Origin of the sequence: Streptomyces mirabilis, assembly GCF_039503195.1 — a bacterium.
In the GTDB taxonomy this organism is placed as follows: Bacteria; Actinomycetota; Actinomycetes; order Streptomycetales; family Streptomycetaceae; genus Streptomyces; species Streptomyces mirabilis_D.
Map to the genome: position 1 here is coordinate 4,595,713 of NZ_JBCJKP010000001.1, position 24,869 is coordinate 4,620,581.

A 24,869-nucleotide genomic window follows, 5' to 3' on the forward strand; every position below is an offset into this window, starting at 1 on the left:
GAGGTGTGACCCCGAAAAATGGCCGGAAGCGTTATCCCTCAGTAACCGAAGGCCCGCGCCGTGTTCGCCGAGAGCGCCGTCGCCAGCGTCTCCTCGTCGATGCCCCGCACGGCCGCCATGGCGCGCACCGTGACCGGAATGAGATAGGGCGCGTTAGGCCGTCCGCGGTACGGGGCGGGGGTCAGGAAGGGCGCGTCGGTCTCGACGAGGACGAGCTCCAGGGGGGCCACGGCCAGCGCGTCGCGCAGGGGCTGGGCGTTCTTGAAGGTCATGTTTCCGGCGAAGGACATGTAGTACCCGGCCTGGGCGCAGATTTCGGCCATCACCGCGTCGCCGGAGTAGCAGTGGAAGACGGTCCGCTCGGGCGCGCCCTCCTCCTTCAGGACGCGCAGCACGTCGGCGTGCGCGTCCCGGTCGTGAATGACCAGGGCTTTTCCGTGCCGCTTGGCGATCTCTATATGGGCGCGGAAGGAGCGCTCCTGGGCGGCCTTGCCTTCGGGGCCCGTACGGAAGTAGTCGAGCCCGGTCTCGCCGACGCCCTTGACCTGGGGAAGGGCGGCGAGGCGGTCGATCTCGGCGAGGGCCTCGTCCAGGGCGCCGTCGCCGCCGGGCTGCCGTGCGCCCTGGCGGGACCAGCCGTCGGGGTCGCCGTGCACGATACGGGGCGCCTCGTTGGGGTGCAGGGCGACGGTGGCGTGCACGGCCTCGTACGCGGCGGCGGTCTCGGCCGCCCAGCGGGAGCCCTTCAGGTCGCAGCCGACCTGGACGACCGTGGTCACGCCGACCGAGGCGGCCTTGGCGAGGCCTTCCTCGACGGTGCCGGACTGCATGTCGAGGTGGGTGTGCGAGTCGGCGACGGGAACGCGCAGCGGCTCGGGGAGCGGTGGCGCTTCGGTCTTGTCGGAGGGCATGCCCCGATCCTACGAAAGGGGCACGCCGGACCGGACCTCACCCGGGCGAGGTCACCGCACTTCCGCGATCAGCCCGCCTTGCGGTGGTGGAAGGGGTGCAGCAGGTCGGAGAGGTGCCAGTGGTGGGGTTCCCTGGGCAGGGCCGGCTGGTCGACGGCCTCGTCGTGGGCCTGCTCGCCGTGGGCCTGCTCGGGGTGGGCCGGCACCGGTCGGTGCGTGTGCTGGTGCATGGAGTTCTGGACGGAGGACACCTGTCCGGCGCGCATGATGCGCACCACGTGTCCGTCGCAGTTCTGGCAGGAGGGCCGGCTCAGCGGCGACGGCACGACATGGCCGTCCGCCACGTACATCACGAACTCGCCGCCCTCGGCGTCGCGGTGGTGCTCTATCTCGAACGACTGCTCCCAGCCGTGCCCACAGCGCATGCATGCGAAGGAATACGACTCGTTGACGACGGCGGTCGCCGCGCTGCGGTTGCCGGTCTGCCCTGCGATCTCACTCATGCCAGCTCCTGCTGTTCCGCTGGACAAGCGCCCCCGGTCGGCGGGGGCGAGGGACGGGTACGTCCCTTCAACCAGTGGACGCTTCTCCGAGCGGGAACGCATCAGGCCTGTCGACTATTGGAGTCGTTTTGGCCTTTCCTTGTCGGAATGCCTCGGAGACACGGCCTGAGCTTTGCTTTCCGTGCGGGCCCTTTGCTCTTCTATGGGGCGCTGTGCGCCGCGTTCTTTGCCGCGACCACCGCGTCGAAGACGTCGCGCTTGGGAATTTTGGCCTCGGCCGCGACCGCCGCGATGGCCTCCTTGCGGCGCTCTCCCGCCTCCTCCCGCACCCGCACCCTGCGCACCAGTTCGCCCGCGTCCAGTTCCTCGGCGCCCTTCTCCGGCGCGCCCTCGACCACCACCGTGATCTCCCCGCGTACGCCCTCCGCCGCCCAGGCCGCCAGCTCGCCCAGCGGTCCGCGCTTGACCTCCTCGTACGTCTTGGTCAGCTCCCGGCAGACGGCGGCCCGCCGCTCGTCCCCGAAGACCTCGGCCATCGCCGCGAGGGTGTCGTCGAGGCGGTGCGGGGCCTCGAAGTAGACCATCGTGCGGCGCTCGCCCTCGACCTCCCGCAGCCGCGACAGCCGCTCGCCCGCCTTCCTCGGCAGGAACCCCTCGAAGCAGAACCGGTCGACGGGCAGCCCGGACAGCGCGAGCGCGGTGAGCACGGCGGACGGGCCGGGTACGGCGGTGACCTTGATGTCCTTCTCGACGGCCGCGGCGACCAGCCGGTACCCGGGGTCGGAGACGGACGGCATCCCGGCGTCGGTCACCAGCAGCACGCGCGCCCCGCCGGCCAGCGCCTCGACGAGTTCGGGCGTGCGGGCGGCCTCGTTCCCCTCGAAGTACGACACCACGCGCCCGGTGGGCTGCACGCCCAGCGCCTGGGTCAGCCGGCGCAGCCTGCGGGTGTCCTCGGCGGCGACGACGTCCGCGCCCGCCAGCTCCTGGGCGAGCCGGGGCGGGGCGTCGGCCACGTCGCCGATGGGGGTGCCGGCCAAAACAAGGGTTCCTGTCACGGTTCCATCCTCGCAGGGGCATTCGGCGGCAGCCGCATCCACCCATTAGGCCCGTGCACGGGACTCCCACAGACCTGTTCCCTACGATGGCGCGGTGACCAGTACCGCGTCCTCCACGGACACCCGGCAGGGCCAGGCAGCCGAAGAACGGCGGCCGTCGTGGCAGCAGCGGCTGCGCCGCTTCGGATACAACGCACCACCCAGAAGCGATGTGCGTGATCGGCTCGTGCCGCCGTACGCCGAACCCAGCCCCCGGATCTGGGCTGCGTTCGGGCTGCGCCACGAGGTCGCGGAGCGCATCACGCGCTGGTCGGGCTGGGGCGGCCCGCTGCTCGTGACCCTGATGGCGGGGCTGATGCGGTTCTGGAACCTGGGCAGCCCGAAGGCGGTGATATTCGACGAGACGTACTACGCCAAGGACGCCTGGGCGCTGATCCACCGCGGGTACGAGGTCAACTGGGACAAGAACGCCAATGACCTGATCCTGCAGAACAGCGGGCACGTCGGCATCCCCTCGGACGCCGCCTATGTGGTGCATCCCCCGGTCGGCAAGTACGTCATCGGGCTCGGCGAATGGATGTTCGGCTTCAATCCGTTCGGCTGGCGTTTCATGACGGCGCTGCTCGGCACGCTGTCGGTGCTGCTGCTGTGCCGGATCGGGCGCCGGATGTTCCGCTCCACGTTCCTGGGCTGTCTCGCGGGCGCGCTGATGGCGGTGGACGGGCTGCACTTCGTGATGAGCCGCACCTCGCTGCTCGACGGTGTGCTGATGTTCTTCGTCCTGGCGGCCTTCGGCTGCCTGATCGTGGACCGCGACCGGTCACGCGCCCGACTGGCGGGCGCCCTGCCGACGGACGCGGACGGGCTCGTACGCCCCGACGCGCACATCGCCGAGTCCACCCGCCTCGGCTGGCGCCCCTGGCGCTGGACGGCCGGTCTGCTGCTGGGCCTGGCCCTCGGCACCAAGTGGAGCGGCCTGTACGTGCTCTTCGCGTTCTGCCTGATGGCGGTCCTGTGGGACGTCGGCGCGCGCCGGGTCGCGGGCGCCCGTCACCCGTACATGGCGGCCCTCAAGCACGACACGGGCATCACGTTCCTCGCAACGGTCCCGGTGGCGATCGCCACGTACTTCGTCTCCTGGACCGGCTGGATCCTCTCCCCCACCAACGGCAAGGGCGGCTACTTCCGCAACTGGGCCGCGACCGACGGCAAGGGCGGCAGCTGGACCTTCCTGCCCGACTGGCTGCGCAGCCTGTGGCACTACGAGCACGAGGTGTACGAGTTCCACGTCGGCCTCTCGTCGCCGCACACCTACCAGTCGAACCCGTGGAGCTGGATCGTCCTGGGCCGCCCGGTCTCGTACTTCTACGAGTCCCCGCTGCCCGGCAAGGACGGCTGCCCGGCGGACGCGGGCGGCAAGTGCGCCCGCGAGGTCCTGGCCCTGGGCACGCCCCTCCTCTGGTGGGCCGCCTGCTTCGCGATCGTCTACGTCCTGTGGCGCTGGGCGTTCCGCCGCGACTGGCGGGCGGGCGCGATCGCCTGCGGCATCGCGGCCGGCTACCTCCCCTGGTTCATGTACCAGGAGCGCACGATCTTCTTCTTCTACGCCATCATCTTCGTCCCGTTCCTGTGCCTGGCGGTCGCCATGATGATCGGCGCGATCCTCGGCCCACCCGGCTCCACGGAACGCCGCCGCGTCATCGGCGCGGCGAGCGCGGGCGTCCTGGTCCTCCTGATCGCCTGGAACTTCATCTACTTCTGGCCCCTGTACACGGGCACCGCGATCCCCATAGACCAGTGGCGGTCGCGGATGTGGCTGGACACCTGGGTCTAGCTGCACAGACACACCAAGAGGGCGCGGCAGTCTGCCGCGCCCTCTTGGCCGTTGTTGGTCGTTAGTGGGTGTCGTTGGTCACCTTCGGACGGCCCCATGACGGCCCAGCTCTTGCCCCTGAGAGATATACAGACCTCCCAGGTCGACACAAACGCTCTTCGTCTGACCAGTAGAAACGTGTTCTTCTCACCAAAGGGCAACGCTTGCCGTCCAGGCCTTGTCCATGGCCAGCGGCGCAACCTCTGCCGCACCTCATCACAGCGCAGGAACGTGAAGGTAACGGGATCGGGCGACTCCAGTCACAAGTCTGGTGCCGGATCAGCCGGACGCCAGATCCGGCCCGCCAACGACAGACAGATCTTGAAAACGGTCGTGCGCGAGCCACCCTGGGTTCAAATCCCACACCCACCGCGCAACAACACGGCCCCCTGACCGGACGAGACGGTCAGGGGGCCGTGTTGTTGCGCGGATGGGGCACGGGCAGCTTCTGATCCGTAGCTCTAGCCGGATCTCATCAAGGGGAGTCGCCCTACCAGTGGTCGTGGTGATCGCAGTGCTTGTCGTGCTGGTGACGCTTGATCTTGGTGGGGTCGGTGGCGGTGTGGGTGGTCGTGTCGCCGCCTCCGGTGACAGTGGCGGTGTTGGTGACGGTGCTGGGGGCCTTGCAGGAGACCTCCACCTTGAGGGTGATGGGTGGGTAGCTGCTCCCTGAGGGGAGGACGTCGCTGCGGGTACAGGTGAGGGTGGATCGGCTGCAGGCCCATCCAGTGCCGCTGAGCGAGACGAGGGTGAGTCCCTTGGGCAAGGTTTCGGTCAGAGTGACGGTGGTGCCGTCGGTCGGGCCGGTGCCACTGTTGGTGACCGTGATGCTGTAGGTGCCCCTCTTGCCCTGCCGGAACGCGCCATTGTGACTCTTGCTGATCGCCAGCGTGGGCGGGCAGGCGCCGGTGACGGTCGTGGGATCGGTCGCGGTGTGAGTGGCGGTGTCCCCGCCGCCAGTGGCCGAGGCGCTGTTGGTGACCTGACCGGAGGCCGTACAGGCGACGTTGACCGCGAGGGTGAGCGCCGGATAGCTGCCACCGGACGCAAGGACGTCACTGCGGGTACAGGTCAGCGTGGCCAGCGTGCACGTCCACCCGGTACCGCTCAACGACGTCGCGGTAAGCCCAGCCGGGAGAGTGTCGGTCACGGTGACGACGGTGCCATCGGTCGCGCCGGTCCCGTCGTTGCCGACCGTGAGCGTGTAGGAGCCGGACTGACCCCGCCCAAAGCTGCCACTGTGACTCTTGCTGATCGCCAGCGTGGGCGGGCAGGCGCCGGTGACGGTCGTGGGATCGGTCGCGGTGTGAGTGGCGGTGTCCCCGCCGCCAATGGCCGAGGCGCTGTTGGTGACCTGACCGGAGGCCGTACAGGCGACGTTGACCGCGAGGGTGAGCGCCGGATAGCTGCCACCGGACGCAAGGACGTCACTGCGGGTACAGGTCAGCGTGGCCAGCGTGCACGTCCACCCGGTACCGCTCAACGACGTCGCGGTAAGCCCAGCCGGGAGAGTGTCGGTCACGGTGACGACGGTGCCATCGGTCGCGCCGGTCCCGTCGTTGCCGACCGTGAGCGTGTAGGAGCCGGACTGACCCCGCCCAAAGCTGCCACTGTGACTCTTGCTGATCGCCAGCGTGGGCGGGCAGGCGCCGGTGATGGTCGTGGGATCGGTCGCGGTGTGAGTGGCGGTGTCCCCGCCGCCAATGGCCGAGGCGCTGTTGGTGACGGTGCTGGGGGCCTTGCAGGAGACCTCCACCTTGAGGGTGATGGGTGGGTAGCTGCTCCCTGAGGGGAGGACGTCACTGCGGGTACAGGTCAGCGTGGCCAGCGTGCACGTCCACCCGGTACCGCTCAACGACGTCGCGGTAAGCCCAGCCGGGAGAGTGTCGGTCACGGTGACGACGGTGCCATCGGTCGCGTCGATCCCGTTGTTACCGACCGTGAGCGTGTAGGAGCCGGACTGACCCCGCCCAAAGCTGCCACTGTGACTCTTGCTGATCGCCAGCGTGGGCGGGCAGGCGCCGGTGACGGTCGTGGGATCGGTCGCGGTGTGAGTGGCGGTGTCCCCGCCGCCAATGGCCGAGGCGCTGTTGGTGACGGTGCTGGGGGCCTTGCAGGAGACCTCCACCTTGAGGGTGATGGGTGGGTAGCTGCTCCCTGAGGGGAGGACGTCACTGCGGGTACAGGTCAGCGTGGCCAGCGTGCACGTCCACCCGGTACCGCTCAACGACGTCGCGGTAAGCCCAGCCGGGAGAGTGTCGGTCACGGTGACGACGGTGCCATCGGTCGCGTCGATCCCGTTGTTACCGACCGTGAGCGTGTAGGAGCCGGACTGACCCCGCCCAAAGCTGCCATTGTGACTCTTGCCGATGGTCAAGCTCGGGCCAGGGGGGCCGTAGGAGATGGTCACCTGGCCGTTGTTGTTCGCCGTCCCGATCGTGGACGGCGCATAGTGTGTACCGGTGCTCGACGTGGTGGCGAAGCTGCTGCCCCCACCACCACCGCCCCCACCCGCCGAGATGCCCGTGTTGTTGACGGCGCCGCTGCCGCCGCCCCCGCCGGCGAAGTACCCACCACCACCGCCCCCACCACCAGCGATGGCAGTGGCGGCGCAGCCGCCGTCGAAGCTGCCGCCGGTGCCACCGGTACCGACCGTGGCACCTGAAAACCCGCTCCCTGGCCCGCCGTTCATGACCGCACAGGACGGAACGGCCCCGCTGGCCCCGCCGGCACCGCCGGTGCTGGTGCTGGTGCTGCCACCGCCCCCACCCTGCCCCGGCGAAGCCCCAGGGCCGGTGGCACTTCCCGCGGTACCGCCGGTGGCATCCGGCGTTGTCCCGCCGTTGCCTCCGTTCCCTCCCCTAGAGCCCGCTCCGGTGCCGCCGGCGGCACCGCCGCCCCCGGCGACCACCAGCAAGGAGCCGCCCGTGCTGATGCTGGAGGCCCCGCCCCCACCCGGCCCTTCAAAATGAAAACCACTGAGCGGATAACTCCCACCTGGGGCGCCGCCGTTGAACCCGCCGGCACCCGGCGTCCCGGTGCCGTTGCAGCCTTTGCCGCCGGTGCCGCCGACGTCGATGGTGAAGGCCGTCGGTGCGGCGGTTTGCGGGAGCGTGGTGACGACCCGCGCCCCCGTCCCACCGGTCCCCGTGACGGAACAGGGGGTGCCGGTGTTGTCGGCACCGCCGGCCCCGTCCGCGGTGATCGTCACCACCATTCCCGCAGGAACCGTCAGGGTCTGCGGAGCGCCGGTGAAGGTGAAGGTCTGACTGACTGGCGCGGCTGCCCGACTGCCGCTGCGATGACCTGACGTCGGAGCGTCGGCGACGGCCGCCGGCACCCCCGCACCGGTGAGCACGGCACACACCGCTACGGTGACGCCCGTACGCCACCAACTCCGCCCGGGCCGGGCCGGCGATGCCGCTGAAGCCGACACTTGCGCCGCCCGACGACCAGTGACACGCCAGAGGCCCCGCTCGCCCCAACTTTGAGATCTGTGAACGTCATTGGTCACAACACGCCGATCCTCTCCTGAAGCAATTCCCCGCTACGTCAGAAAACGGCCCGGGGGCGATAGAGCGATGACACGCAAACACCGCTGTCGCGCAGGTAATGGAACCTGACAAAAGAACACAAAACGCGGCGAAACGCTGCAATCTACATCTGTCTGACAATCCGGCAGGGCTTTGGCGACAACAACCCTCGAAGGCCTGCGACGACGGTCTCGCCGGTCAGTCACCGGTGAGGGCGAAAGCGTTTCGGACCGGCCTCGAGCCGGGACGGCGAGTTATCGTTCATGCATTCGATTCCAGGAGCATCCATCGACCGCCTGCAGCAAGCGCCACGCCCCTTGTCCGTAGGCGCGTTCCTCCCGCCTACCGGTGCCGCCCATCAGCCTCGCCGTAGCCGTCTTACGGCGTTCTGCGGGAACGGCAGTCCGTGCTTGTGCGCTGAGGTACGTGGTCGTTGATGTCAGCGGATGATGTCAGGGGTGGAATCCTCAAAGCCGTGGTCAGCGGCTGCAGTTCGGCGCTGCGCGAGCCAGCCGGAGACACGAGGGCCCCCGTTCACCGCGCCCCCTTCGCGGACCGTGCGCACATACTCGAATCCCTGCGGAAAGTAGTACCACTGGAGAGCCTCGTTCGCGGTCCACGCATCGAGCCGCAGCCATTTGGCCCCTTCGCGGTACGCGCGATCCCCCGCCCAGTCGAGCAGCCGACCGCCCATGTTCTGGCCGACATGGGTGCGGGCCACCGTCAGCTTATTGATGAACCGGGACGGCTCATCCAACTGTGCCTCCGTCCATGGCCCTTCCTCAGCTTCCGGCGTGAGAGTGATGGTGGCCACGGTCTCGTCACCCTCCATAACCATGAAGACGGTGTCTGCCTTGATGGTCGCGAGCAGTCGGTCAGCCGGGTACGGACGCTGCCACTGGTCGATGCCGAGACGAGTGAGCCAAGCCGCCGCCTCCTCTCGGAAGGCAAGCAGCTTGGCCACATCGTCCGGTTGGGCAGGAATGATTCTCGCTGAGGCTCACCTGCTCGATGCCTCGTTCAGCCAGGCACCGCGTGGTGCCCTCTTCGATGTCTCCTGGTTCAGCCAGTCGCAGCAGCGCTCAGGCACTTCTACGCGTCAGTGCTGCTGGACGCGGGCGAGAACATCCGTGCCCTGAGTCAGTACCTCGGTCACAGCGATCCGGGATTCACGCTGAGGACGTACACGCACCTGATGCCGAGTAGCGAGGGACGCACGCGAAAGGCTGTCGACAGCCTCTATCTGGCCTCCACTCCACAAGATCACGGCCCAGAGACGGCCCAGGCAGCCTGACACGGCCCCGATCAGTACCGAACGCCCTGGTCGGGGCCCTCCGGGGCCGGATCGCGCAGACTTCATCTACTTCTGGCCCCTGTACATGGGCACTGCGATCCCCATAGACCAGTGGCGGTCGCGGATGTGGCTGGACACCTGGGTCTAGCTGGGCAGACGTAGCAAGGGGACGCGGCAATCTGCCGCGCCCCCTTGGTCGTTGTTGGCCGTTGACGGTTGTCGTTGGTCGCCCTCGCACGGCCCGAGGACGGCCCAGCTCTGGGCCCGGGAGATTTACAGACCGCGCGGCAGTCAGAACGTGAGCAGGGTCTTCGGCCGAAAAGCCCTGGTTCCCCATGGATGCCCCAGAGGCTCCCTCAGGCTCGGGTGCGGACCGCCGGCCGGCGAGCCGCACCGACTGTGAATCTAGCCCCCTGGGCGCGGCGGTGTGCCGGTCACCTCACCCGGATGAAGTTGTAGGCGAGGCCGTCGAGGCCGGGGGTGCGGTCTACGAAGGTAATGTCGCGCGAGGCAACGACCGAGAACGTGCGCGGGTCCTGGTCGAGCAGGCCGTCCTCCTGGGACATGATCTTCCGTGAGCAGGTCCGGTGCGTGGTGCGGGTGAGCGGGTACAGCGTGACGTGCTCGCCTGCGAAGGCGGCCCGGCCCTTGAAGCCGTTGCAGCCTCCCTTTCCGGTGACCGTGCCGTCCCGGTGGAAGACGAAGTAGACCTCTTTGCCGGCCGTCATGTCGACGGGGGTGTCGGCGACGTTCAGATATTCGATTCGCCACGGCGCTCCGAAGAGCCCCTGAGGCCACAGCATTTGCAGCGCGACATAGTCGCCCCTCTGGTTCTTCAGGGTCATCGAGAGCTCGTCGACCCGCTCGGCCACCGCCAGGGGGCCGCCGGTGAAGATCTTCCGCATCCGCTGCTCGAAGGCGCGCTCCTTCGCCGGACACGCGTCGTCCGGCGTCGCCCCCGACGTGTCCGTACCGACGGTGAGCGTCGTGGCGGTGACCGTGGCCGACGACTTGAACGGCGTGCATCCGTAGTCGCCCACGGCCGTGTTGTCGTAGCCGAACTCGACCCACGCGCCGGCGTCCGGCGGTGCGTCGATGTTGCGCCCGTCGACCGTGACCCAGTCGACCCGCCAGCGTGCGCCCAGGAGCCGCCCGCCGTAACCGCCCGGCCCGGTCGGCATGGTCCACGGCGTGGGCCGGTCCGGGGCCTTCCCCCGCTCCCCGCCCGGGGCGAGCACGCGGTGACGGTGAGCAGAGCGACGAGCAGTGCGCCGAGAAAGGCGCCGGTCCGGTACATGCGCATGCCGATTCAGACCTCCGACCCACCTTCGGGGTTGCCCCGTCAGGGCCACAGCAGTTGCCGCGACCACCCCTCCGAGTCGTTCTTGCGACGGTAGGCCAGACGTACGTGCCTGCGGGCCGTATCGCCCTGGAAGAACTCCACATCCTCGGGCGGGAGGCGGTACAGCGTCCAGGTCGCCGCCGCGGCGTGCGGCTCCCGCCGGGCCCGCCCGTGACCGCGTCCCGGTCTGGCCCTCGCGACCTCGACGTGCGTCTCCGCTGATGCGAGCGCTGACATCCGGGTGGGCTGAGAGCTCGGCGAATCCGCCTTCGGCTTTCCCAAGTCCGTTCCGTCCAGGGCGCGTTGGAGCGAACCCCTCCTCCCGGTCACAGCGGGCCGACCCCGTGGCCCAGCTCTCCGGCCACGAGTGGATCGCACCGGACCGTCCCGGCTGTTGACCGGCGTTCACGGATGCGACTGGACACCCGGTCTAACGATTCGGAGAACCTCCGCCCCATCCACCACTCCTCCCGCATACAGTGCCCTGCAGACCCGCTTTTCTGAACGCGTTCAGAAGTTCGGGAGAGGGGTCCACGGGGAGGGTTTCGCGCGATGCGCAAGGGGGCAAAGGCCGCCGTCATCGGCAGTGTGTTCGCCGTGATGGTGGGGGGTGCCGGATACGGCGCCTTCAATGTGATGTCGGCACTCAGCGGGAGCGAGGGCGGGGGCTCGGGGAGCGGCGGACCCGCGGCCGTGAAGACCGGGCCGCCGAGCGGCGCGGAGGTCAAGGAGACCTCGACCAAGTTCTTCGCCGCGTGGGAGCAGGGGGACGCCGCCAAGGCCGCCGCGTACACCAACTTCGCCCAGAAGGCGCAGGAGTTGCTGGCCGGTTACCACGACGACGCCCACCTCACCGGTGTGAAGATCACCCCGGGGGCGGCGACGGGAACCACCGTGCCGTTCTCCGTCAAAGCGACGGTGTCGTTCGAAGGGAAGTCCAAGCCCTTCGCGTACGACTCGCGGCTGACCGTCGTACGCGGCGAGACCACCGGGAAGGCGCTGGTCGACTGGAAGCCGTCCGTCCTGCATCCCGAGATGCAGGAGGGGGACACCCTGGTCACGGGCGAGTCGGCGAGCCCGCCCATCGAGGCCGTGGACCGGAACAACGTTGTCCTGACGAAGGAGAAGTACCCCTCGCTGGGACCGATCCTGGACGCGCTGCGCGAGAAGTACGGCGACACGGCGGGCGGTACGGCCGGAGTCGAACTGGCGATCCATCACGCGACCGAGGGCGCGGGCGACACCGCCCTGGTGACCCTCGCCAAGGGCAAGGCCGGCAAGCTGCGCACCACCCTCAGCGCGAGCGTGCAGGCCGCGGCGGAGAAGGCGGTCGCCCGGTACGCCGAATCCTCCGTGGTGGCCGTGCAGCCCAGCAGCGGTGAGGTGCTGGCGGTCGCCAACCACCGTGCGGACGGATTCAACGCGGCCTTCCAGGGCACCCTGGCCCCCGGCTCCACGATGAAGATCATCACCGCGGCGATGCTCATCGACAACGGCGTGACCACCATGAACGGCCCGGCGCCCTGCCCGCCGACCGCGACCTGGCAGAGCCAGACCTTCCACAACCTCACCAACCTCGCGCCGAACGAGAAGGCGAGCCTCGCCAACAGTTTCATGCGGTCCTGCAACACGGCCTTCGTGAAACTGATCGACGAGAAGCCGCTCACGGACGAGTCCCTGACGACCGAGGCACAGACCCGCTTCGGCCTCGGCCAGAACAACTGGAAGACCGGCATCCCCTCCTTCGACGGCAACATCCCCGCCTCCGGCGGCCCGGACCGCGCCGCGAACGCGATCGGCCAGGGCCAGGTCCAGATGAGCCCGCTGAACATGGCGTCGGTCACGGCGACGGCGATGACGGGCACCTTCCGGCAGCCGGTCATCGTCTCGCCCAAGCTCGACGACCGGGAACTGGCGACGGCGAAGGGCCTGCCCAGCAGTACGTCCGCGCAGCTGCGCGCGATGATGAACCTCACCGCGACCAGCGGCACCGCCGCCCAGGTGATGGCGGGACTCGGCGGGAACATCGGCGCCAAGACCGGCTCCGCCGAGGTCGACGCCCAGTCCAAGTCGAACAGCTGGTTCACCGGCTATCGGAACGACATCGCGGCCGCCGCGATGACCCAGCAAGGCGGTCACGGGGTGGACGCGGCCGGTCCTATCGTCGCAGCTGTGCTACGAACGGGCGGCTGAAGTCACCCTTGACAGGGCGGGACCCTAGGGTGGGGGTTCTCGTTGAGGAGCATGAGGGTGCCGGGGGACTTGGGGAACAGGCGGAGGATCGAAAGCTGTGGGGAACAGAAGGCGCGTCGCCGAGCGACGAAAGACGAAGCCCGCCGTGGTCGGCGGGCTGATCGCGGTGGTCGTCGGCGGCGGGGCGTTCGGCGCCTACAGCCTGTACGGCGGCGGGGCGTCGGCCGAGGACCGTACGTCGGAGACCGCCGCCCACAAGGCCGTGAAGACCGGTCCGCCGTCAGCGGCCGAGGTCACGGCGCTGTCCACGCGGTTCCTGACCGCCTGGCAGAGCGGTGACGTCGCTAAGGCGGCCGCGGCCACCGACGACTCGGCGGCCGCGACGACCTTGCTGACCGGCTACGGCAAGGACGCCCACATCACCGGCGTCAAGCTCACGCCGGGCACGGCGTCCGGGGCCTCCGTGCCCTTCTCCGTCAAGGCCACCGTCACGTACAAGGGCAAGAGCAAGCCCCTGGCGTACGACTCGAAGCTGACCGTCGTGCGGCGCGCCAAGGACGGTGCGGCGCTGGTCGGCTGGAAGGCGTCGGTCGTGCACCCCGACCTCCAGGACGGCGACCGCCTGGTCACCGGCCCGGCGGGCACTGCCCCGGTCACCGCCCTCGACCGCGACGGCGGCGAGATCACCACGGCCAAGTACCCCTCGCTCGGCACGGTGCTGGACGGGCTGCGCGAGAAGTACGGAAAGATCGCCGGCGGCAAGGCGGGCATCGAACTGCGCGTGGTCCGCAAGGCCGCGACCAAGGGCACCCAGAAGACGCCCGACAAGACCCTGGTGACCCTCAGCGAGGGCACCCCGGGGACCGTGAAGACCACGCTCAGCCCGACCCTCCAGGCCGACGCCGAGCAGCAGGTCGCCAAGAAGGACCGGGCGTCCGTGGTCCTGATGCGCCCCTCGACGGGCGAGATCCTCGCGGTCGCCAACACCAGCCACGGCTTCAACACGGCCTTCCAGGGCTCGCTGGCCCCCGGCTCCACCATGAAGGTCATCACGTCGTCGCTGCTCATCGACAAGGGGCTCGCCTCGGCCGACAAGCAGCACCCGTGCCCGAAGTACGTGACGTACGGCGGCTGGAAGTTCCAGAACGACGACAAGTTCGAGATCAAGGGCGGCACGTTCAAGGCGAGCTTCGCGCGCTCCTGCAACACCGCTTTCATCAGCCAGGCCCAGAAGCTGTCGAACTCCGACCTGACGAACCAGGCGCAGCAGTACTTCGGCCTGTCCATGAACAACTGGGCCATCGGCGTCCCGTCCTTCGACGGCTCGGTCCCGGTCCAGTCGGCGGCCCAGATGGCGGCCTCGCTGATCGGCCAGGGCGGGGTCCGCATGAACCCGCTGAACATGGCCTCGGTCGCCTCCACGGTCAAGACGGGCGTCTTCCACCAGCCGTACCTGGTGTCTCCGACGGTCGACAACCGCAAGCTGGCGACGGCCTCCCGCACCCTGTCCGCCACCACCCTCGCCCAGCTCCGCGAACTCATGACGTACACAGCGGCGTACGGCACCGCCGCCCAGGCGATGTCCGGTCTCGGCCCCGACTACGGCGCGAAGACCGGCTCCGCGGAGGTCGACGGCCAGAAGAAGCCCAACGGCTGGTTCACCGCGTGGAAGGGCGACCTCGCCGCGGCGGGCGTCGTCCAACAGGGCGGCCACGGCGGCGACACGGCGGGCCCGATCGTGGCGGCACTCCTGAAGGCGGGAAGCTAGCCGGGCGGGGAACCGGGACCTGTTCGGGCGGGGGAACTGGGACCTGTCCGGGCAGGAGGCCAGAGCCTCTCCGAGCGGGGAGCGGGTCGGCTCGGAAGCGACTCGGACGCGCCTCGGACGCGACTCGGACGCGCCTCGGACGCGACTCGAACGCGACTCTGGAGCGATGTCAGTGGGGCCTCTCTACGCTCCGCGCATGACGTTATCCCTTCCCGCGGGACTGCCCGCGGGAGTGCCCTCAGGACTGCCCGCAGGCCGTGCCGTCCCCGACGGCTCCCCGTCATGTGGCGCTCCGACAAACCTCCGCCGGACCCAGGCCGCCGCCGCGATCGGGTGCGAGTTGAGCCAGATCTGCAAGTCGCTGATCTTCGCCGCATGGGGGTCCCCCTGCTCGAGGGGAGTCGAGAGCGTGGGGGAGGAGTGCCGGTGCTCGTGCTGATGGACGGGGCGTCGCGCGTGGACGTGGAGCTCGTACGGCGGGAGCTCGGGGCCGAGAAGGTGACACGGGCCAGGGTCGAGTACGGGAGACGACCGGGTACGCGATCGGCGGGGTGCCGCCCTTCGGCCACCGTACGAGGACGCGGGTGCTCGCGGACCGTTCGCTGCTCGACCACGACGTGGTGTGGGCCGCGGCCGGCACCCCGTACACCGTGTTCCCCATGGACCCCAAGACGCTGGTCGCGCATGCGGGCGGCACGCTGGTGGACGTGCGCGAGCAGCACCTGTGACCCCGCTGGTCACCGCGGCGGTGCTGCTCGCCGCGGTGACCCACGCCAGTTGGAACGCAATCGCGCACCGCATCACCGACAAGCTCGTCGAGTTCACGCTGATCGCGGGGGGCGGGGTGCTGATCGGGCTGGCGCTGATGCCGTTCGTGGCGGCGTCGGCGGCCGGGGCGTGGCCGTATTTGCTCGTCGGCCGCGATCCACGTTCTGTACGACGTCCTGCTGATGCGCTCGTTCCGGCTGGGCGACTTCGGGCAGGCGTAGCCGATCGCCCGCGGGACCGCCCCGCTGGTCGTCACCGTGCTGGCGGCCATGTTCGCGCACGAGGTGCCGAACGCGTGGGCGGCGGCGGGGATCGCGGTGTCGTGCACGGGACTGACCGGGGTCGCGCTGCGGGGAATGCGCGGGCGGCGCCCCAACTGGGCCGCGCACGCGGGGAACTGGCCCCATCGCCGCCCTGCGCGAGCCCTCGGTCAAACCCTGTTACAGGTGACCCGCCCGTCGCCGACTGCTCACCTCGACGTGACGCTCCGAGGCGAGGGAAGCCGCTGCCGGGCCTGGTCAGACGTGCGGTTGAGCGGCGTCGCGGGGAACGGACGGTGGCCTCGGCAGCCTGGAGTGCGGCCGAAGCCCACCGGGCCCCGCACTGAAGCATGTTCCGGTTGGGCCTTTCAGCCCATGGTCCGTGCTGGCCCGGATGCCGAGAGCTCCACGAGGCGCTTGGCTTGTCGCCAGCGGTACGGCGAGGGATGGGAAGACAGGTCGTGACGATGACGGGACTACTGCTGCCGGGCGGGCATGCGCTTGCCGCGCCCGTCGATCTGAACGGAGCCGGGCGCTATGTGCACTGGGGCGTCATCCAGGTGTCCGTCGCGAACCTCGTGGTCATCGGCTTGATGGTGATCGTCTTTGTCGCCGCCCTCCTCCTGCCCTTCCCGGGAGACCGCAGATGAGCGTTCCGGGTGAGGACGGCGCGGCCACCGGGCCTTACACGAACGTGTCAGCCTCCGGCGGCTGGACCGGCGCGGTGCGTCGGAGGGCCGTCAAGGCCCTGCCCCCGGCCAAACTTCTGCCGGACACACAGCCGGCGTACATGGCCTCATGGATCTACGTCTTCGGCGTGCTCACCCTGTCCTCGCTGATCGTGGCACTCGTCAGCGGCGGGCTGCTCGCGCTGAAGGGACCCGGCTGGTGGCACGTCTCGACGACCGGCAGATACGTGAACAGCCTGCACCTGTTGAGCGTCCAGTTGTTGATGTTCTTCATGGTCATCCACCTGTGGGGCAAGTTCTTCATGGCTGCCTGGCGCGGCGGTCGGGCACTGACATGGATCACCGGCGCGGTCTGTTTCTTCACCGCGATCGGCACTGCCTTCACCGGTTATCTGGTACAGCAGAACTTCGATTCACAGTGGATCGCGGGGCAGGCCAAGGACGGGCTCAACGCGGTCGGTATCGGCGCGTTCTTCAACGTGATGAACTTCGGGCAGATGCTGATGTGGCACATCGTGCTGCTTCCGTTCGTCCTCGGTCTGCTGACCGCCGGGCACATCCTGCTGGTCCGGTGGCGCGGAATCGTCCCGCCCATCGGGGCGACCGACCCCGCGGCCGGCGGGGCGGCGGCGCCCGCGGCACGGGACGCGCGGTGACGGGCCGGCGATCCCGGAAGGCGGCAGTGCCCGACCCTGCCGCCTTCCCCGCCCGGCGGTACGACCTGATCAAGGAGTTCGTGATCGCCCTGGTGGCTGTCGCACTTCTCACCGCGGGTCTGGCCGCTGTCCTCTCCTCGCCCGATGTCAGACCGGTGACCCTGGCTTCCTGGTCCCGGGCGGCCGGCCCGGACTTCACAGCGACCGCCGTGGCCGAACTCGCCGGCACCAGCGGAACCGCCGAGTACGGGCCCCCGTACAACCACACGCCGGGCGCGGCGCAGAAGCTCGGCCCGGTCGGCTTGCAGAACGCCGCCGGCGTACGCATCCCGGTGGACACCGCCAACGACTTCGTCATCGGACCCCTGGCCCATGCCCCCGAACCGCCTGGCGTCAGAGCCGCCCTCGCGGCCTGGGCCGCTGCCCCGGTCTCCCGCCGCCAGGACTGGAGCAAGGCCTACTCCGACGCACTGGCCAAGTCTCCCGGCGGCGACCCCGCCAAGGTGGCCAAGGGCGACTACGGTCCGGTCCCTGTGCTCACCGCGCGCCTTCTCGACCTGGCCCGATCGGGTGCCCTGGACGGAGAGTTGCCGGGCGGCGGCAAGTTCTACGAGACCGACTACACCCGCTCTCTGCTCTTCCTCTCCGACGGCTCCTACCTGGAGTCCCTGGCACGCACCGAGCACCTGGGCGGCGACCAATGGGGAATGATGAACGAGACGGGCAACTACCCGGGCCAGGCATGGCTGTGGCTCTTCACGTTCTGGTACCAGATCGAACCCTTCAAGTCGTCCGGCAACGCCGACGCCCTGATCTGGGGCGTGATGGTGCTGCTCAGCCTGGGGCTGGTGCTGGTCCCCTTCATCCCCGGCGTTCGGTCCATCCCGCGCTGGACGCGAGTGCACCGGTTGATCTGGCGCTCGTACTACCGCGATCAGGAGGCTGCGGTGCGGGCCGGGGAGTCGGGGCGCTGACGACAACCATGGACGCGGGCCTGCGGTAATAACGTCGCTGGTCAGGGCGCTGGTGAAGCCAGTTCGTACAGTTCCCCACACGGATAGGGCCGAAAAGCGCTACGCGTCTCGCGCGGCTTTCGGCCCTGCAGGGAAGGATTCCTAGAAGATGATTGATTCCAAGGAGTTCAGCGGCGGCCTCGCCGGTCCTCGTAGTTGACGAAGAAGCTCACAACAATGAGCAAGCCGAAAATCCCCACGGCGAAGGTGCCGAGGATCGTCCAGATCCCCTTGCCGTCCAACGCAGAGCGCACCCCACCGGCGAGTCCGCCGACGGACATGCTCATGCCGAGGGCTAGAAACCGCGAACCCTGGGGTTTCAGCCAGTGCCGCAGGTCCGGGCGGCGGCGCCCACGCGTGGGTGGGCCGGCGGAGTGCGTCATCGGTATTCTCATCTTTCCCGGTTCTGCCGGGGCGTCCACATGGGTGTCGCCCGGGGTCCTGGGCTGGTTGGGCGTGTGGGAGAAGTCGATCCCCGTCGCGACCGCAGCGACCGGCGCGCTGAATATCTTCTCTCCGAACTTGCCGATCGTGTTGGCGCGGCCCGATACTCCCTGAATCGCTGAACCTCGTCCCACTGGCCGCGATCGATGATGGCGGGCCACGTCCCGGTTCCCACCTGCTCGCCCTGGTGGATCCGGACACCCGCCACGAAGTTGGACGACAGATGTCGGACGTTCTCCGGCTGCCACGTCTTGCCCTTGGATGTCGTCACTCCCCGCGCGGTCAGGTCCTGGGCAATGCCCAAGGGTGACTCACCGTCCAGATACCGACGGAAGACCTCGCGGACGATCTCCGCTTCTTCCTCGATGATCGCCTGACCGTTGCCCGTGTAGCCGTAGGGACGGTTGCCCACATGCGGCTTGCCCTCGCGGGTCTTGTCCTTCAGGGCGTCCTTCAGCCGTCGTGACAAGTCGTCGGAGGAGCGGCAGGCGTGGGCCACCTCGATACGCAGGTGAACCGGTCGTCGGGGTCCGAGAGATCACGCCGGTTCGCCTCGCCATGCAAGAGAACCCGTTTGTCGTCGGCTAGGGAGAGCAGCTCTTCAAGGTCCTTGGGCTGCCGCATGAGGCGGTCGGGGTGGTGGACGATGACGCGCCGGATCTCTCCTTCCCCCATCGCCCTCAGCATCTCTTCCCACCCGGGCCGCTTGCGGTTGCGCTGCCACGCCGAACGGTTGTTGTCCACGTAGATGTGGGTCGCCTCGACGCGGAGCTGAAGTCGTTCGGCGCTCTCCCGCAGATGCGTTCCTGTCGGTCGACTCCGGTCTGATCCTCGTCCTTGGTGTTCTTCAAGGAGCGGTTCGGGGTGCCCCGGATCGCGGCGGGGCTGCTGGTGGTGGGGATCGGTCTGATGGTGCACGCGGGCTGACTGGAGTGATGCCGCGCACTGGGTGGCGCCGCAAGCGGGGCGATACCGCACGCGGCGTGGGCCGACCGTCAGTGGGCCACCGGGGTCACCGCTGTGTAGGTACGGCGCAGGAAGCGGATCAGAACCTTCGAGTCGAACTGCACCACCGACACCCCTTGCGCGGAGTGGAACTCCACGACCGCCTGCACCCGGCCGCACGGCCACACGCGTACGTCGCCGGACTCGACCGGACCGCGCAGGCCTCGTTCGAGGAGCTCTCGGGGGAAGGCCCACTCGTGGGGGCCGGGCAGCGTCATGTGAACCTGGCGGGGATCAGCATCGGGGTCGTAGCTGAGGGCCACCGGGACGACCTGGTGTTCGTCCTCGGCGGAGTCTGCCGTGTCGGTGACGATGTGGGCGCGTGCGTACTGTTCGACGGCAGACATGAACCGACTCCTTGCGCTGCGTTACCTGTGTGGAATAGATGAATCCGTCACCTCTCCAATGTCGCACATTTCGGAGATTTCGCCCACGGACTCCCATAACCCTCGGGTTCCCGGATCGGCCCTCGCCATGCATCACCGCCTCGCCGCTATTCATGGGCACCTCTCTCTTGCAAGTCGTTCGCAACAAGGCACTATCATCGAACGGTGCATGTGCCTGACGGATTCATCAACGCCCCGGTCTCCGCGGTCACCGGAGTGGTCGCCGCCGGCGCCATCGCCGTGAGCCTGCGGGGCGCCCGCCGCGAACTCGACGAGAAGACCGCGCCGCTCGCCGGCCTGGTCGCCGCCTTCATCTTCGCCGTACAGATGCTGAACTTCCCGGTCGCCGCCGGGACCAGCGGACATCTGCTCGGCGGCGCGCTCGCGGCGATACTCGTCGGCCCCTTCACCGGGGTCCTCTGCGTCTCCGTGGTCCTGCTGATGCAGGGCATCCTCTTCGCCGACGGCGGCCTGACCGCGCTCGGCGTGAACATCACCGACATGGCGATCGTCACGACGGTCGTCTCGTACGCCGTCTTCCGGGGCCTGGTGAAGGTCCTGCCGCGCAAGAAGCGCTCCATCACCGTGGCGGCCTTCGTCTCCGCGCTGCTCTCCGTCCCGGCGGCCGCCGTCGCCTTCACCCTCATCTACGCCCTCGGCGGCACCACCGACGTCCCGATCACCAAGGTCGCCACCGCGATGATCGGCGTGCACGTCCTCATCGGCATCGGCGAGGCCACCATCACCGCTCTCACGGTCGGCGCGGTCGTCGCCGTACGACCGGACCTCGTGTACGGGGCGCGCGGTCTGCAGCAGCGGCTGAAGCTGCGCGTCGGCGGCGACCTGGTCGACGCACCCGCGCCCGCCGCCGTCCCCGTGGCCGCCCGGACCTCCCGCCGCAAGGTGTGGGCGGTCGGCCTCGTCACCTCCCTCGTCCTCGCGGGCTTCGTCAGCTTCTACGCCTCCGCGAGCCCCGACGGCCTGGAGAAGGTCGCCAAGGACCAGGGCATCGACCAGAACACCAAGAAGCACCACACCGAGGACTCCCCGCTCGCCGGGTACGGCGTCAAGGACATCTCCGACGCCCGGATCTCCGGCGGTCTCGCGGGCGTGATCGGCGTCGGCGTCACCGTCGTCGCGGGCACGGGGATCTTCTGGGCGGTACGCAGGCGCCGCACCGCCGACATCTCACCCTCGCAGGTGGCCTGAGGTGGGCGCGGGTCACGCACACCGGCTCTACCGGCACGGGCACTCCCCCGTGCACGCCCTGCCCCCGCACACGAAACTCGCCGCGACGTTCGCCTTCGTCGTCGTGGTCGTCTCCACCCCGCGCGAGGCGATGTGGGCCTTCGCGCTGTACGCCGCGCTCCTGGCGACGGTGGCGTACAAGGCCCGCGTGCCGGCCGGCTTCCTGCTCAAACGGCTGCTGATCGAGATCCCGTTCGTCGCCTTCGCCGTGCTCATGCCGTTCGTGGCGCAGGGCGAGCGGGTGGACGTCCTCGGTCTGTCGCTCAGCGTGAACGGTCTGTGGGGCGCCTGGAACGTCCTCGCCAAGGGCACCCTCGGCGTCGCCGCCTCCGTGCTCCTCGCCTCGACGACCGAACTGCGCGAACTGCTGCTGGGGCTCCAGCGGTTGAAGCTGCCCCCGCTCCTCGTGCAGATCGCCTCCTTCATGATCCGCTACGGCGATGTCATCACGGACGAGATGCGACGGATGCGGATCGCGCGCGAGTCGCGGGGCTTCGAGGCCCGGGGTGTACGGCACTGGGGCGTCCTCGCGAAGTCGGTGGGCGCGCTGTTCATCCGCTCCTACGAGCGCGGGGAGCGCGTCCATCTCGCCATGGTGAGCCGGGGGTACGCCGGTTCGATGCCGGTCATCGACGAGGTGACCGCGTCCCGGGCGCAGTGGTCGTACGCCCTCGCCCTCCCGTTCGCCGCCCTTGTCGTCTGCCTGCTGGGATGGACCCTGTGACCCCCTCTCTGGAAGTGGCCGGACTGGCCTTCGCCTACCCCGACGGCCACCAGGCCCTCTTCGGCGTCGACTTCACCGTCGGGCGTGGCGAGCGTGTCGCGCTGCTCGGCCCGAACGGTGCCGGCAAGACCACCCTCGTCCTCCATCTCAACGGCATCCTGACCGGCGGCGCCGGAACCGTGACGGTGGCCGGACTCCCGGTCGGCAAGCGCCACATGGCGGAGATCCGGCGCAAGGTCGGCATCGTCTTCCAGGACCCGGACGACCAGCTCTTCATGCCGACCGTGCGCGAGGACGTGGCCTTCGGGCCGGCCGCGGCGGGCCTGAAGGGCGCCGAGCTGGAGGAACGCGTCCGCACGGCCCTGGAGCGGGTCGGCATGGCGGACTTCGCCGACCGCCCCCCGCACCATCTGTCGTTCGGGCAGCGACGCCGGGTGGCCGTCGCCACCGTCCTCGCCATGGAGCCGGAGATCCTCGTCCTCGACGAGCCGTCCTCCAACCTCGACCCGGCTTCACGCCGCGAACTCGCCGACATCCTGCGGTCGTTGGACGTGACCGTCCTCATGGTCACGCACGACCTGCCGTACGCCCTCGAACTGTGCCCCCGCGCGCTGATCCTGAGCGACGGCGTGATCGCGGCGGACGGGAAGACCGGCGAGCTGCTCTCCGACGACGAGCTGATGCGCACCCACCGCCTGGAGCTGCCCTTCGGTTTCGACCCGCGCTCGACAGCTGTGCGTACTCCGTGACAATGGGCGCGTGACGAAACAAGGGGACCAAGAGGACTTCGGATCGGCCGGGTCGCTGTTCCTCGACGACCAGTTGTGCTTCGCGCTGTACGCGGCCCAGCGCGCGGTGACCGCCGCGTACCGCCCGCTGCTGGAGGAGCTCGGCCTCACCTACCCGCAGTACCTCGTCCTGCTGTTCCTCTGGGAGCGCGGCGAGACCACGGTCAAGGAGCTGGCGGGCGCGCTGCGGCTGGACTACGGCACGGTGTCGCCGCTGCTCAAGCGTCTGGAGTCGGCCGGTCTGGTCCGCCGTGAACGCTCGCCGCGCGACGAGCGGTCGGTGCTGGTGGCGGTCACCGGGCGTGGTGAGGCGCTGCGGGAGCGCGCGGCGGGCGTGCCGCGGGCGCTGCTGGCGTCGACCGGGCTCACCGAGGACGAGGTGGCCAGGATGCGACAGGAGCTGTGGGGGCTGGCCGAGCGCGCGGAGGGTGCGGCGGGGCGCGGGCGCTGACCCGCCCGTCCGGGGGGAGCGGGGGTTACCGGCGGTTTCTGCCCCCTGCTAAGCACACCTTCCGTACCGGCCGGTACTTTGTGCACGATGTACTTGCGCACTTCTGTGTTTTCCGTCCTGGGGGAGGTCCCGCCATGATCGATGGCACCGCTGTCGGCGACACCGCCGTCGACAATCGTCCGACGAAAATCATGTACGTCGCCGAGGCCACCGCGCACGGCGGCCGGGACGGCTATGTCACCAGCCAGGACGGCCAGATCGCGCTGAAGGTCGCGATGCCGCCCGCGCTCGGGGGTGACGGCAACGGCACCAACCCCGAGCAGCTCTTCGCGGCCGGGTACAGCGCCTGCTTCCACAACGCGCTGGTGCTGGTGGGCCGCCGCGCCGGACTGGACCTGACCGGCTCCACCGTCGCCGCGAAGGTCGGCATCGGACCCAACAAACAGCACGGCTACGGCCTCGCGGTCGCCCTGAGCGTCTCGCTGCCCGTCCTCGACCAGGACGTCGCGACCAAGCTCGTGGACGCGGCGCACGAGGTCTGCCCGTACTCGAACGCGACGCGGAACAACATCGAGGTCACGATCCTGCTCGGCTAGGAATCGAGCCTTCCGCGTGTGTGTTGCATCCCCTGTGGGGAGTGCCCGGGCGACAGGGAGTACGGACGTGAACGTGAACGGCGAAGTGGCCGAGGGCTTCGAGCCGGTCAGGGAGGCGTTCGCACGCAACTTCGAGACACTCGGAGAACGGGGTGCGGCGGTCTCCGTGTACCGGCACGGGCGCAAGGTCGTCGACCTGTGGGGCGGCACGCGGGACGTGGACGGTACGGCGGATTCGGCGCCCTGGGAGCACGACACGGCCCACGTCATGCACTCGGCGACGAAGGGGGTCGGGGCCGCCGTACTCCTGATGCTGCACGAGCGCGGCGAGCTGGACCTGGACGTTCCGGTCGGGAAGTACTGGCCCGAGTTCAAGGCTCTGGGAAAGGAACACCTCCTGGTCCGGCATGTGTTGTCGCACCAGGCGGGCGTGCCCGTGGTCGACGCGCCGCTGACCCCGGCCGAGGCGGCGGACCCGGACCGTACGGCCGAGTCGATCGCGGCACAGACCCCCCTCTGGGAGCCGGGCACGGACCACGGCTACCACCCCCACACCTTCGGCTGGATGCTCTCCGAACTGGTCCGCCGCGTCACCGGCGGCCGGGGCGTGGGCGAGTTCATCGCGACGGAGATCGCCGCCCCGCTCGGCCTGGACCTCTGGGTCGGGCTGCCGGGGGCCGAGGCCCACCGGGTGGGCCGCGCGGGCCGAGTCGATGCGCCCGAGCCGTCGAGCGCCCTGCGCACCCGCCCGAAGCGGTCGGTGGCCGAGGCCTACAACGACCCGGACTCGACGACCGTCCGCGCCTTCGCCGCGATCACCCCGCCCCCCGACGACAACGACCCCGCCTATCGCGCGGCGGCCCTCCCCGCCTCCAACGGCATCGCCACGGCCGACGGTCTCGCCCGTTTCTACGCCGCGCTGATCGGCGAGCCGGACGGCACCCGGCTGTTCACCCCGGCCACGGTCGACCTGGCCCGCGCCGAGGCGTCCGCGGGACCGGACCGCACCCTGGTCATCACCACGCGTTTCGGCCTCGGCTACATGCTCCACGGCACGGCCTCCCCGCTGCTGGGCCCGGCCTCGTTCGGCCACCCCGGCCGCGGCGGACCACTGGGCTTCGCGGACCCCGAGTCGGGCATCGCCTTCGGCTACATCACGAACGGCTTCCGCAAGACGGTGACGGCGGATCCACGGGCGCAGGCGCTGGTACGGGCGGTACGGTCGGCGCTGTCGTCGTAGCCGACCGGGCCGGGTACATGTCCCGGCCGACCGGGCCGGGTACATGTCGGAGCCGACCGGGCCGGGGCCGCGTCGTGGTCGATCCGGCCGGGGCCGTGCCAGGACACCCCCGCGATCCTGGCCCGC

Annotated in this window: 23 protein-coding genes and 3 pseudogenes; 15 read left to right on the forward strand and 11 right to left on the reverse strand. The window is 69.5% G+C overall.

Annotation, left to right across the window (positions count from 1 at the left end; genetic code table 11):
* Positions 1-38 precede the first annotated feature (38 nt).
* The 3 genes from AAFF41_RS21180 to rsmI all read right to left on the reverse strand — a co-directional run bounded on the left by AAFF41_RS21180 (position 39) and on the right by rsmI (position 2,472).
* Entirely contained in the window at positions 39-911 is an 873-nt protein-coding gene (locus AAFF41_RS21180; RefSeq protein WP_343324425.1) for a TatD family hydrolase, read from the reverse strand.
* A gap of 68 nt (positions 912-979) precedes the next feature.
* Positions 980-1,414, reverse strand: a complete 435-nt coding sequence (locus tag AAFF41_RS21185; protein WP_054233043.1) for a hypothetical protein — start codon at positions 1,412-1,414, stop codon at positions 980-982.
* Between the two features lie 200 nt (positions 1,415-1,614).
* Complete coding sequence (rsmI, locus tag AAFF41_RS21190) at positions 1,615-2,472, reverse strand: 16S rRNA (cytidine(1402)-2'-O)-methyltransferase (RefSeq protein WP_319748992.1); 858 nt, start codon at positions 2,470-2,472, stop codon at positions 1,615-1,617.
* Between the two features lie 94 nt (positions 2,473-2,566).
* Between rsmI and AAFF41_RS21195 the strand changes: the two genes are divergently transcribed.
* Positions 2,567-4,306: a dolichyl-phosphate-mannose--protein mannosyltransferase gene (locus tag AAFF41_RS21195; RefSeq protein WP_343324426.1), complete on the forward strand. Its 1,740-nt coding sequence runs from the start codon at positions 2,567-2,569 to the stop codon at positions 4,304-4,306.
* 529 nt (positions 4,307-4,835) lie between these two features.
* Here the strand turns inward: AAFF41_RS21195 and AAFF41_RS21200 are convergent.
* Together AAFF41_RS21200 and AAFF41_RS21205 are read right to left on the reverse strand one after the other, a co-directional pair.
* Positions 4,836-7,556, reverse strand: a complete 2,721-nt coding sequence (locus AAFF41_RS21200; protein ID WP_343324427.1) for a beta strand repeat-containing protein — start codon at positions 7,554-7,556, stop codon at positions 4,836-4,838.
* A gap of 761 nt (positions 7,557-8,317) precedes the next feature.
* Positions 8,318-8,842, reverse strand: coding sequence for a GNAT family N-acetyltransferase (locus tag AAFF41_RS21205; protein WP_343324428.1), 525 nt, complete (start codon positions 8,840-8,842; stop codon positions 8,318-8,320).
* 114 nt (positions 8,843-8,956) lie between these two features.
* Here AAFF41_RS21205 and AAFF41_RS21210 point away from each other — a divergent pair.
* A pseudogene (locus AAFF41_RS21210) lies at positions 8,957-9,172 on the forward strand (site-specific integrase); the annotation flags it as partial.
* Between the two features lie 434 nt (positions 9,173-9,606).
* Here AAFF41_RS21210 and AAFF41_RS21215 read toward each other — a convergent pair.
* Together AAFF41_RS21215 and AAFF41_RS21220 are read right to left on the reverse strand one after the other, a co-directional pair.
* A complete protein-coding gene (locus AAFF41_RS21215) occupies positions 9,607-10,410 on the reverse strand; it encodes an META domain-containing protein (RefSeq protein ID WP_343324429.1) in 804 nt (267 codons plus the stop codon).
* Positions 10,411-10,514: 104 nt separating this feature from the next.
* A complete protein-coding gene (locus AAFF41_RS21220) occupies positions 10,515-10,751 on the reverse strand; it encodes a pyridoxine 5'-phosphate oxidase C-terminal domain-containing protein (protein WP_097285064.1) in 237 nt (78 codons plus the stop codon).
* 315 nt (positions 10,752-11,066) lie between these two features.
* On the opposite strand from AAFF41_RS21220, the gene AAFF41_RS21225 reads away from it, so the two are divergent.
* The 7 genes and pseudogenes from AAFF41_RS21225 (at position 11,067) to AAFF41_RS21255 (ending at position 17,822) form a co-directional block, all read left to right on the forward strand.
* A complete protein-coding gene (locus AAFF41_RS21225; protein WP_343324430.1) occupies positions 11,067-12,707 on the forward strand; it encodes a penicillin-binding transpeptidase domain-containing protein in 1,641 nt (546 codons plus the stop codon).
* Between the two features lie 97 nt (positions 12,708-12,804).
* On the forward strand, positions 12,805-14,475 hold the full coding sequence (locus tag AAFF41_RS21230) for a penicillin-binding transpeptidase domain-containing protein (RefSeq protein ID WP_343324431.1): 1,671 nt from the start codon (positions 12,805-12,807) through the stop codon (positions 14,473-14,475).
* A gap of 196 nt (positions 14,476-14,671) precedes the next feature.
* A pseudogene (locus tag AAFF41_RS21235) lies at positions 14,672-15,203 on the forward strand (YbaK/EbsC family protein).
* A pseudogene (locus tag AAFF41_RS21240) lies at positions 15,200-15,629 on the forward strand (EamA family transporter); the annotation flags it as partial. The pseudogenes AAFF41_RS21235 and AAFF41_RS21240, both read left to right, overlap by 4 nt.
* Positions 15,630-15,970: 341 nt before the next feature.
* The gene (locus tag AAFF41_RS21245; RefSeq protein ID WP_319748998.1) at positions 15,971-16,153 is read left to right on the forward strand and encodes a hypothetical protein; all 183 of its coding nucleotides are present in this window, start codon (positions 15,971-15,973) and stop codon (positions 16,151-16,153) included.
* Positions 16,150-16,848: a cytochrome b N-terminal domain-containing protein gene (locus tag AAFF41_RS21250; RefSeq protein WP_319748999.1), complete on the forward strand. Its 699-nt coding sequence runs from the start codon at positions 16,150-16,152 to the stop codon at positions 16,846-16,848. Before AAFF41_RS21245 ends, AAFF41_RS21250 begins: the two co-directional genes overlap by 4 nt.
* Positions 16,849-16,874: 26 nt before the next feature.
* On the forward strand, positions 16,875-17,822 hold the full coding sequence (locus AAFF41_RS21255; RefSeq protein WP_343324432.1) for a hypothetical protein: 948 nt from the start codon (positions 16,875-16,877) through the stop codon (positions 17,820-17,822).
* Between the two features lie 167 nt (positions 17,823-17,989).
* Here the strand turns inward: AAFF41_RS21255 and AAFF41_RS21260 are convergent, their stop codons facing one another.
* From AAFF41_RS21260 to AAFF41_RS21275, 4 genes are all read right to left on the reverse strand, one after another.
* On the reverse strand, positions 17,990-18,148 hold the full coding sequence (locus tag AAFF41_RS21260; RefSeq protein ID WP_248001964.1) for a hypothetical protein: 159 nt from the start codon (positions 18,146-18,148) through the stop codon (positions 17,990-17,992).
* A 104-nt stretch (positions 18,149-18,252) separates the two neighbouring features.
* Positions 18,253-18,774, reverse strand: coding sequence for a recombinase family protein (locus AAFF41_RS21265; RefSeq protein WP_343324433.1), 522 nt, complete (start codon positions 18,772-18,774; stop codon positions 18,253-18,255).
* Positions 18,759-19,049: a recombinase family protein gene (locus AAFF41_RS21270; RefSeq protein WP_343324434.1), complete on the reverse strand. Its 291-nt coding sequence runs from the start codon at positions 19,047-19,049 to the stop codon at positions 18,759-18,761. The genes AAFF41_RS21265 and AAFF41_RS21270 overlap by 16 nt, the downstream gene beginning before the upstream one ends.
* Positions 19,050-19,300: 251 nt before the next feature.
* On the reverse strand, positions 19,301-19,657 hold the full coding sequence (locus AAFF41_RS21275; RefSeq protein WP_319749004.1) for an SsgA family sporulation/cell division regulator: 357 nt from the start codon (positions 19,655-19,657) through the stop codon (positions 19,301-19,303).
* A gap of 204 nt (positions 19,658-19,861) precedes the next feature.
* Here AAFF41_RS21275 and AAFF41_RS21280 point away from each other — a divergent pair, with 204 nt between their 5' ends.
* From AAFF41_RS21280 to AAFF41_RS21305, 6 genes are all read left to right on the forward strand, one after another.
* Entirely contained in the window at positions 19,862-20,905 is a 1,044-nt protein-coding gene (locus AAFF41_RS21280) for an energy-coupling factor ABC transporter permease (RefSeq protein ID WP_343324435.1), read from the forward strand.
* 1 nt (position 20,906) lies between these two features.
* Positions 20,907-21,668, forward strand: a complete 762-nt coding sequence (gene cbiQ, locus AAFF41_RS21285; RefSeq protein ID WP_343324436.1) for a cobalt ECF transporter T component CbiQ — start codon at positions 20,907-20,909, stop codon at positions 21,666-21,668.
* Complete coding sequence (locus AAFF41_RS21290) at positions 21,656-22,417, forward strand: energy-coupling factor ABC transporter ATP-binding protein (RefSeq protein ID WP_079089439.1); 762 nt, start codon at positions 21,656-21,658, stop codon at positions 22,415-22,417. Before cbiQ ends, AAFF41_RS21290 begins: the two co-directional genes overlap by 13 nt.
* 10 nt (positions 22,418-22,427) lie before the next feature.
* Positions 22,428-22,907: a MarR family winged helix-turn-helix transcriptional regulator gene (locus AAFF41_RS21295; protein ID WP_097285075.1), complete on the forward strand. Its 480-nt coding sequence runs from the start codon at positions 22,428-22,430 to the stop codon at positions 22,905-22,907.
* Positions 22,908-23,041: 134 nt separating this feature from the next.
* On the forward strand, positions 23,042-23,503 hold the full coding sequence (locus tag AAFF41_RS21300) for an organic hydroperoxide resistance protein (protein WP_319749007.1): 462 nt from the start codon (positions 23,042-23,044) through the stop codon (positions 23,501-23,503).
* A 67-nt stretch (positions 23,504-23,570) separates the two neighbouring features.
* On the forward strand, positions 23,571-24,743 hold the full coding sequence (locus tag AAFF41_RS21305; protein WP_343324437.1) for a serine hydrolase domain-containing protein: 1,173 nt from the start codon (positions 23,571-23,573) through the stop codon (positions 24,741-24,743).
* The last annotated feature ends 126 nt before the right edge of the window (positions 24,744-24,869 follow it).

What these genes read in the sequence shown, in the direction of transcription:
- AAFF41_RS21275 (WP_319749004.1), bottom strand. Translation starts at nt 19,657, where the DNA reads ATGTCTGCCGTCGAACAGTACGCACGCGCCCACATCGTCACCGACACG.
- AAFF41_RS21300 (WP_319749007.1), top strand. Translation starts at nt 23,042, where the DNA reads ATGATCGATGGCACCGCTGTCGGCGACACCGCCGTCGACAATCGTCCG.
- AAFF41_RS21250 (WP_319748999.1), top strand. Translation starts at nt 16,150, where the DNA reads ATGAGCGTTCCGGGTGAGGACGGCGCGGCCACCGGGCCTTACACGAAC.
- AAFF41_RS21260 (WP_248001964.1), bottom strand. Translation starts at nt 18,148, where the DNA reads ATGAGCATGTCCGTCGGCGGACTCGCCGGTGGGGTGCGCTCTGCGTTG.
- AAFF41_RS21290 (WP_079089439.1), top strand. Translation starts at nt 21,656, where the DNA reads ATGGACCCTGTGACCCCCTCTCTGGAAGTGGCCGGACTGGCCTTCGCC.
- AAFF41_RS21180 (WP_343324425.1), bottom strand. Translation starts at nt 911, where the DNA reads ATGCCCTCCGACAAGACCGAAGCGCCACCGCTCCCCGAGCCGCTGCGC.
- AAFF41_RS21225 (WP_343324430.1), top strand. Translation starts at nt 11,067, where the DNA reads ATGCGCAAGGGGGCAAAGGCCGCCGTCATCGGCAGTGTGTTCGCCGTG.
- AAFF41_RS21185 (WP_054233043.1), bottom strand. Translation starts at nt 1,414, where the DNA reads ATGAGTGAGATCGCAGGGCAGACCGGCAACCGCAGCGCGGCGACCGCC.
- AAFF41_RS21245 (WP_319748998.1), top strand. Translation starts at nt 15,971, where the DNA reads ATGACGGGACTACTGCTGCCGGGCGGGCATGCGCTTGCCGCGCCCGTC.
- AAFF41_RS21220 (WP_097285064.1), bottom strand. Translation starts at nt 10,751, where the DNA reads ATGTCAGCGCTCGCATCAGCGGAGACGCACGTCGAGGTCGCGAGGGCC.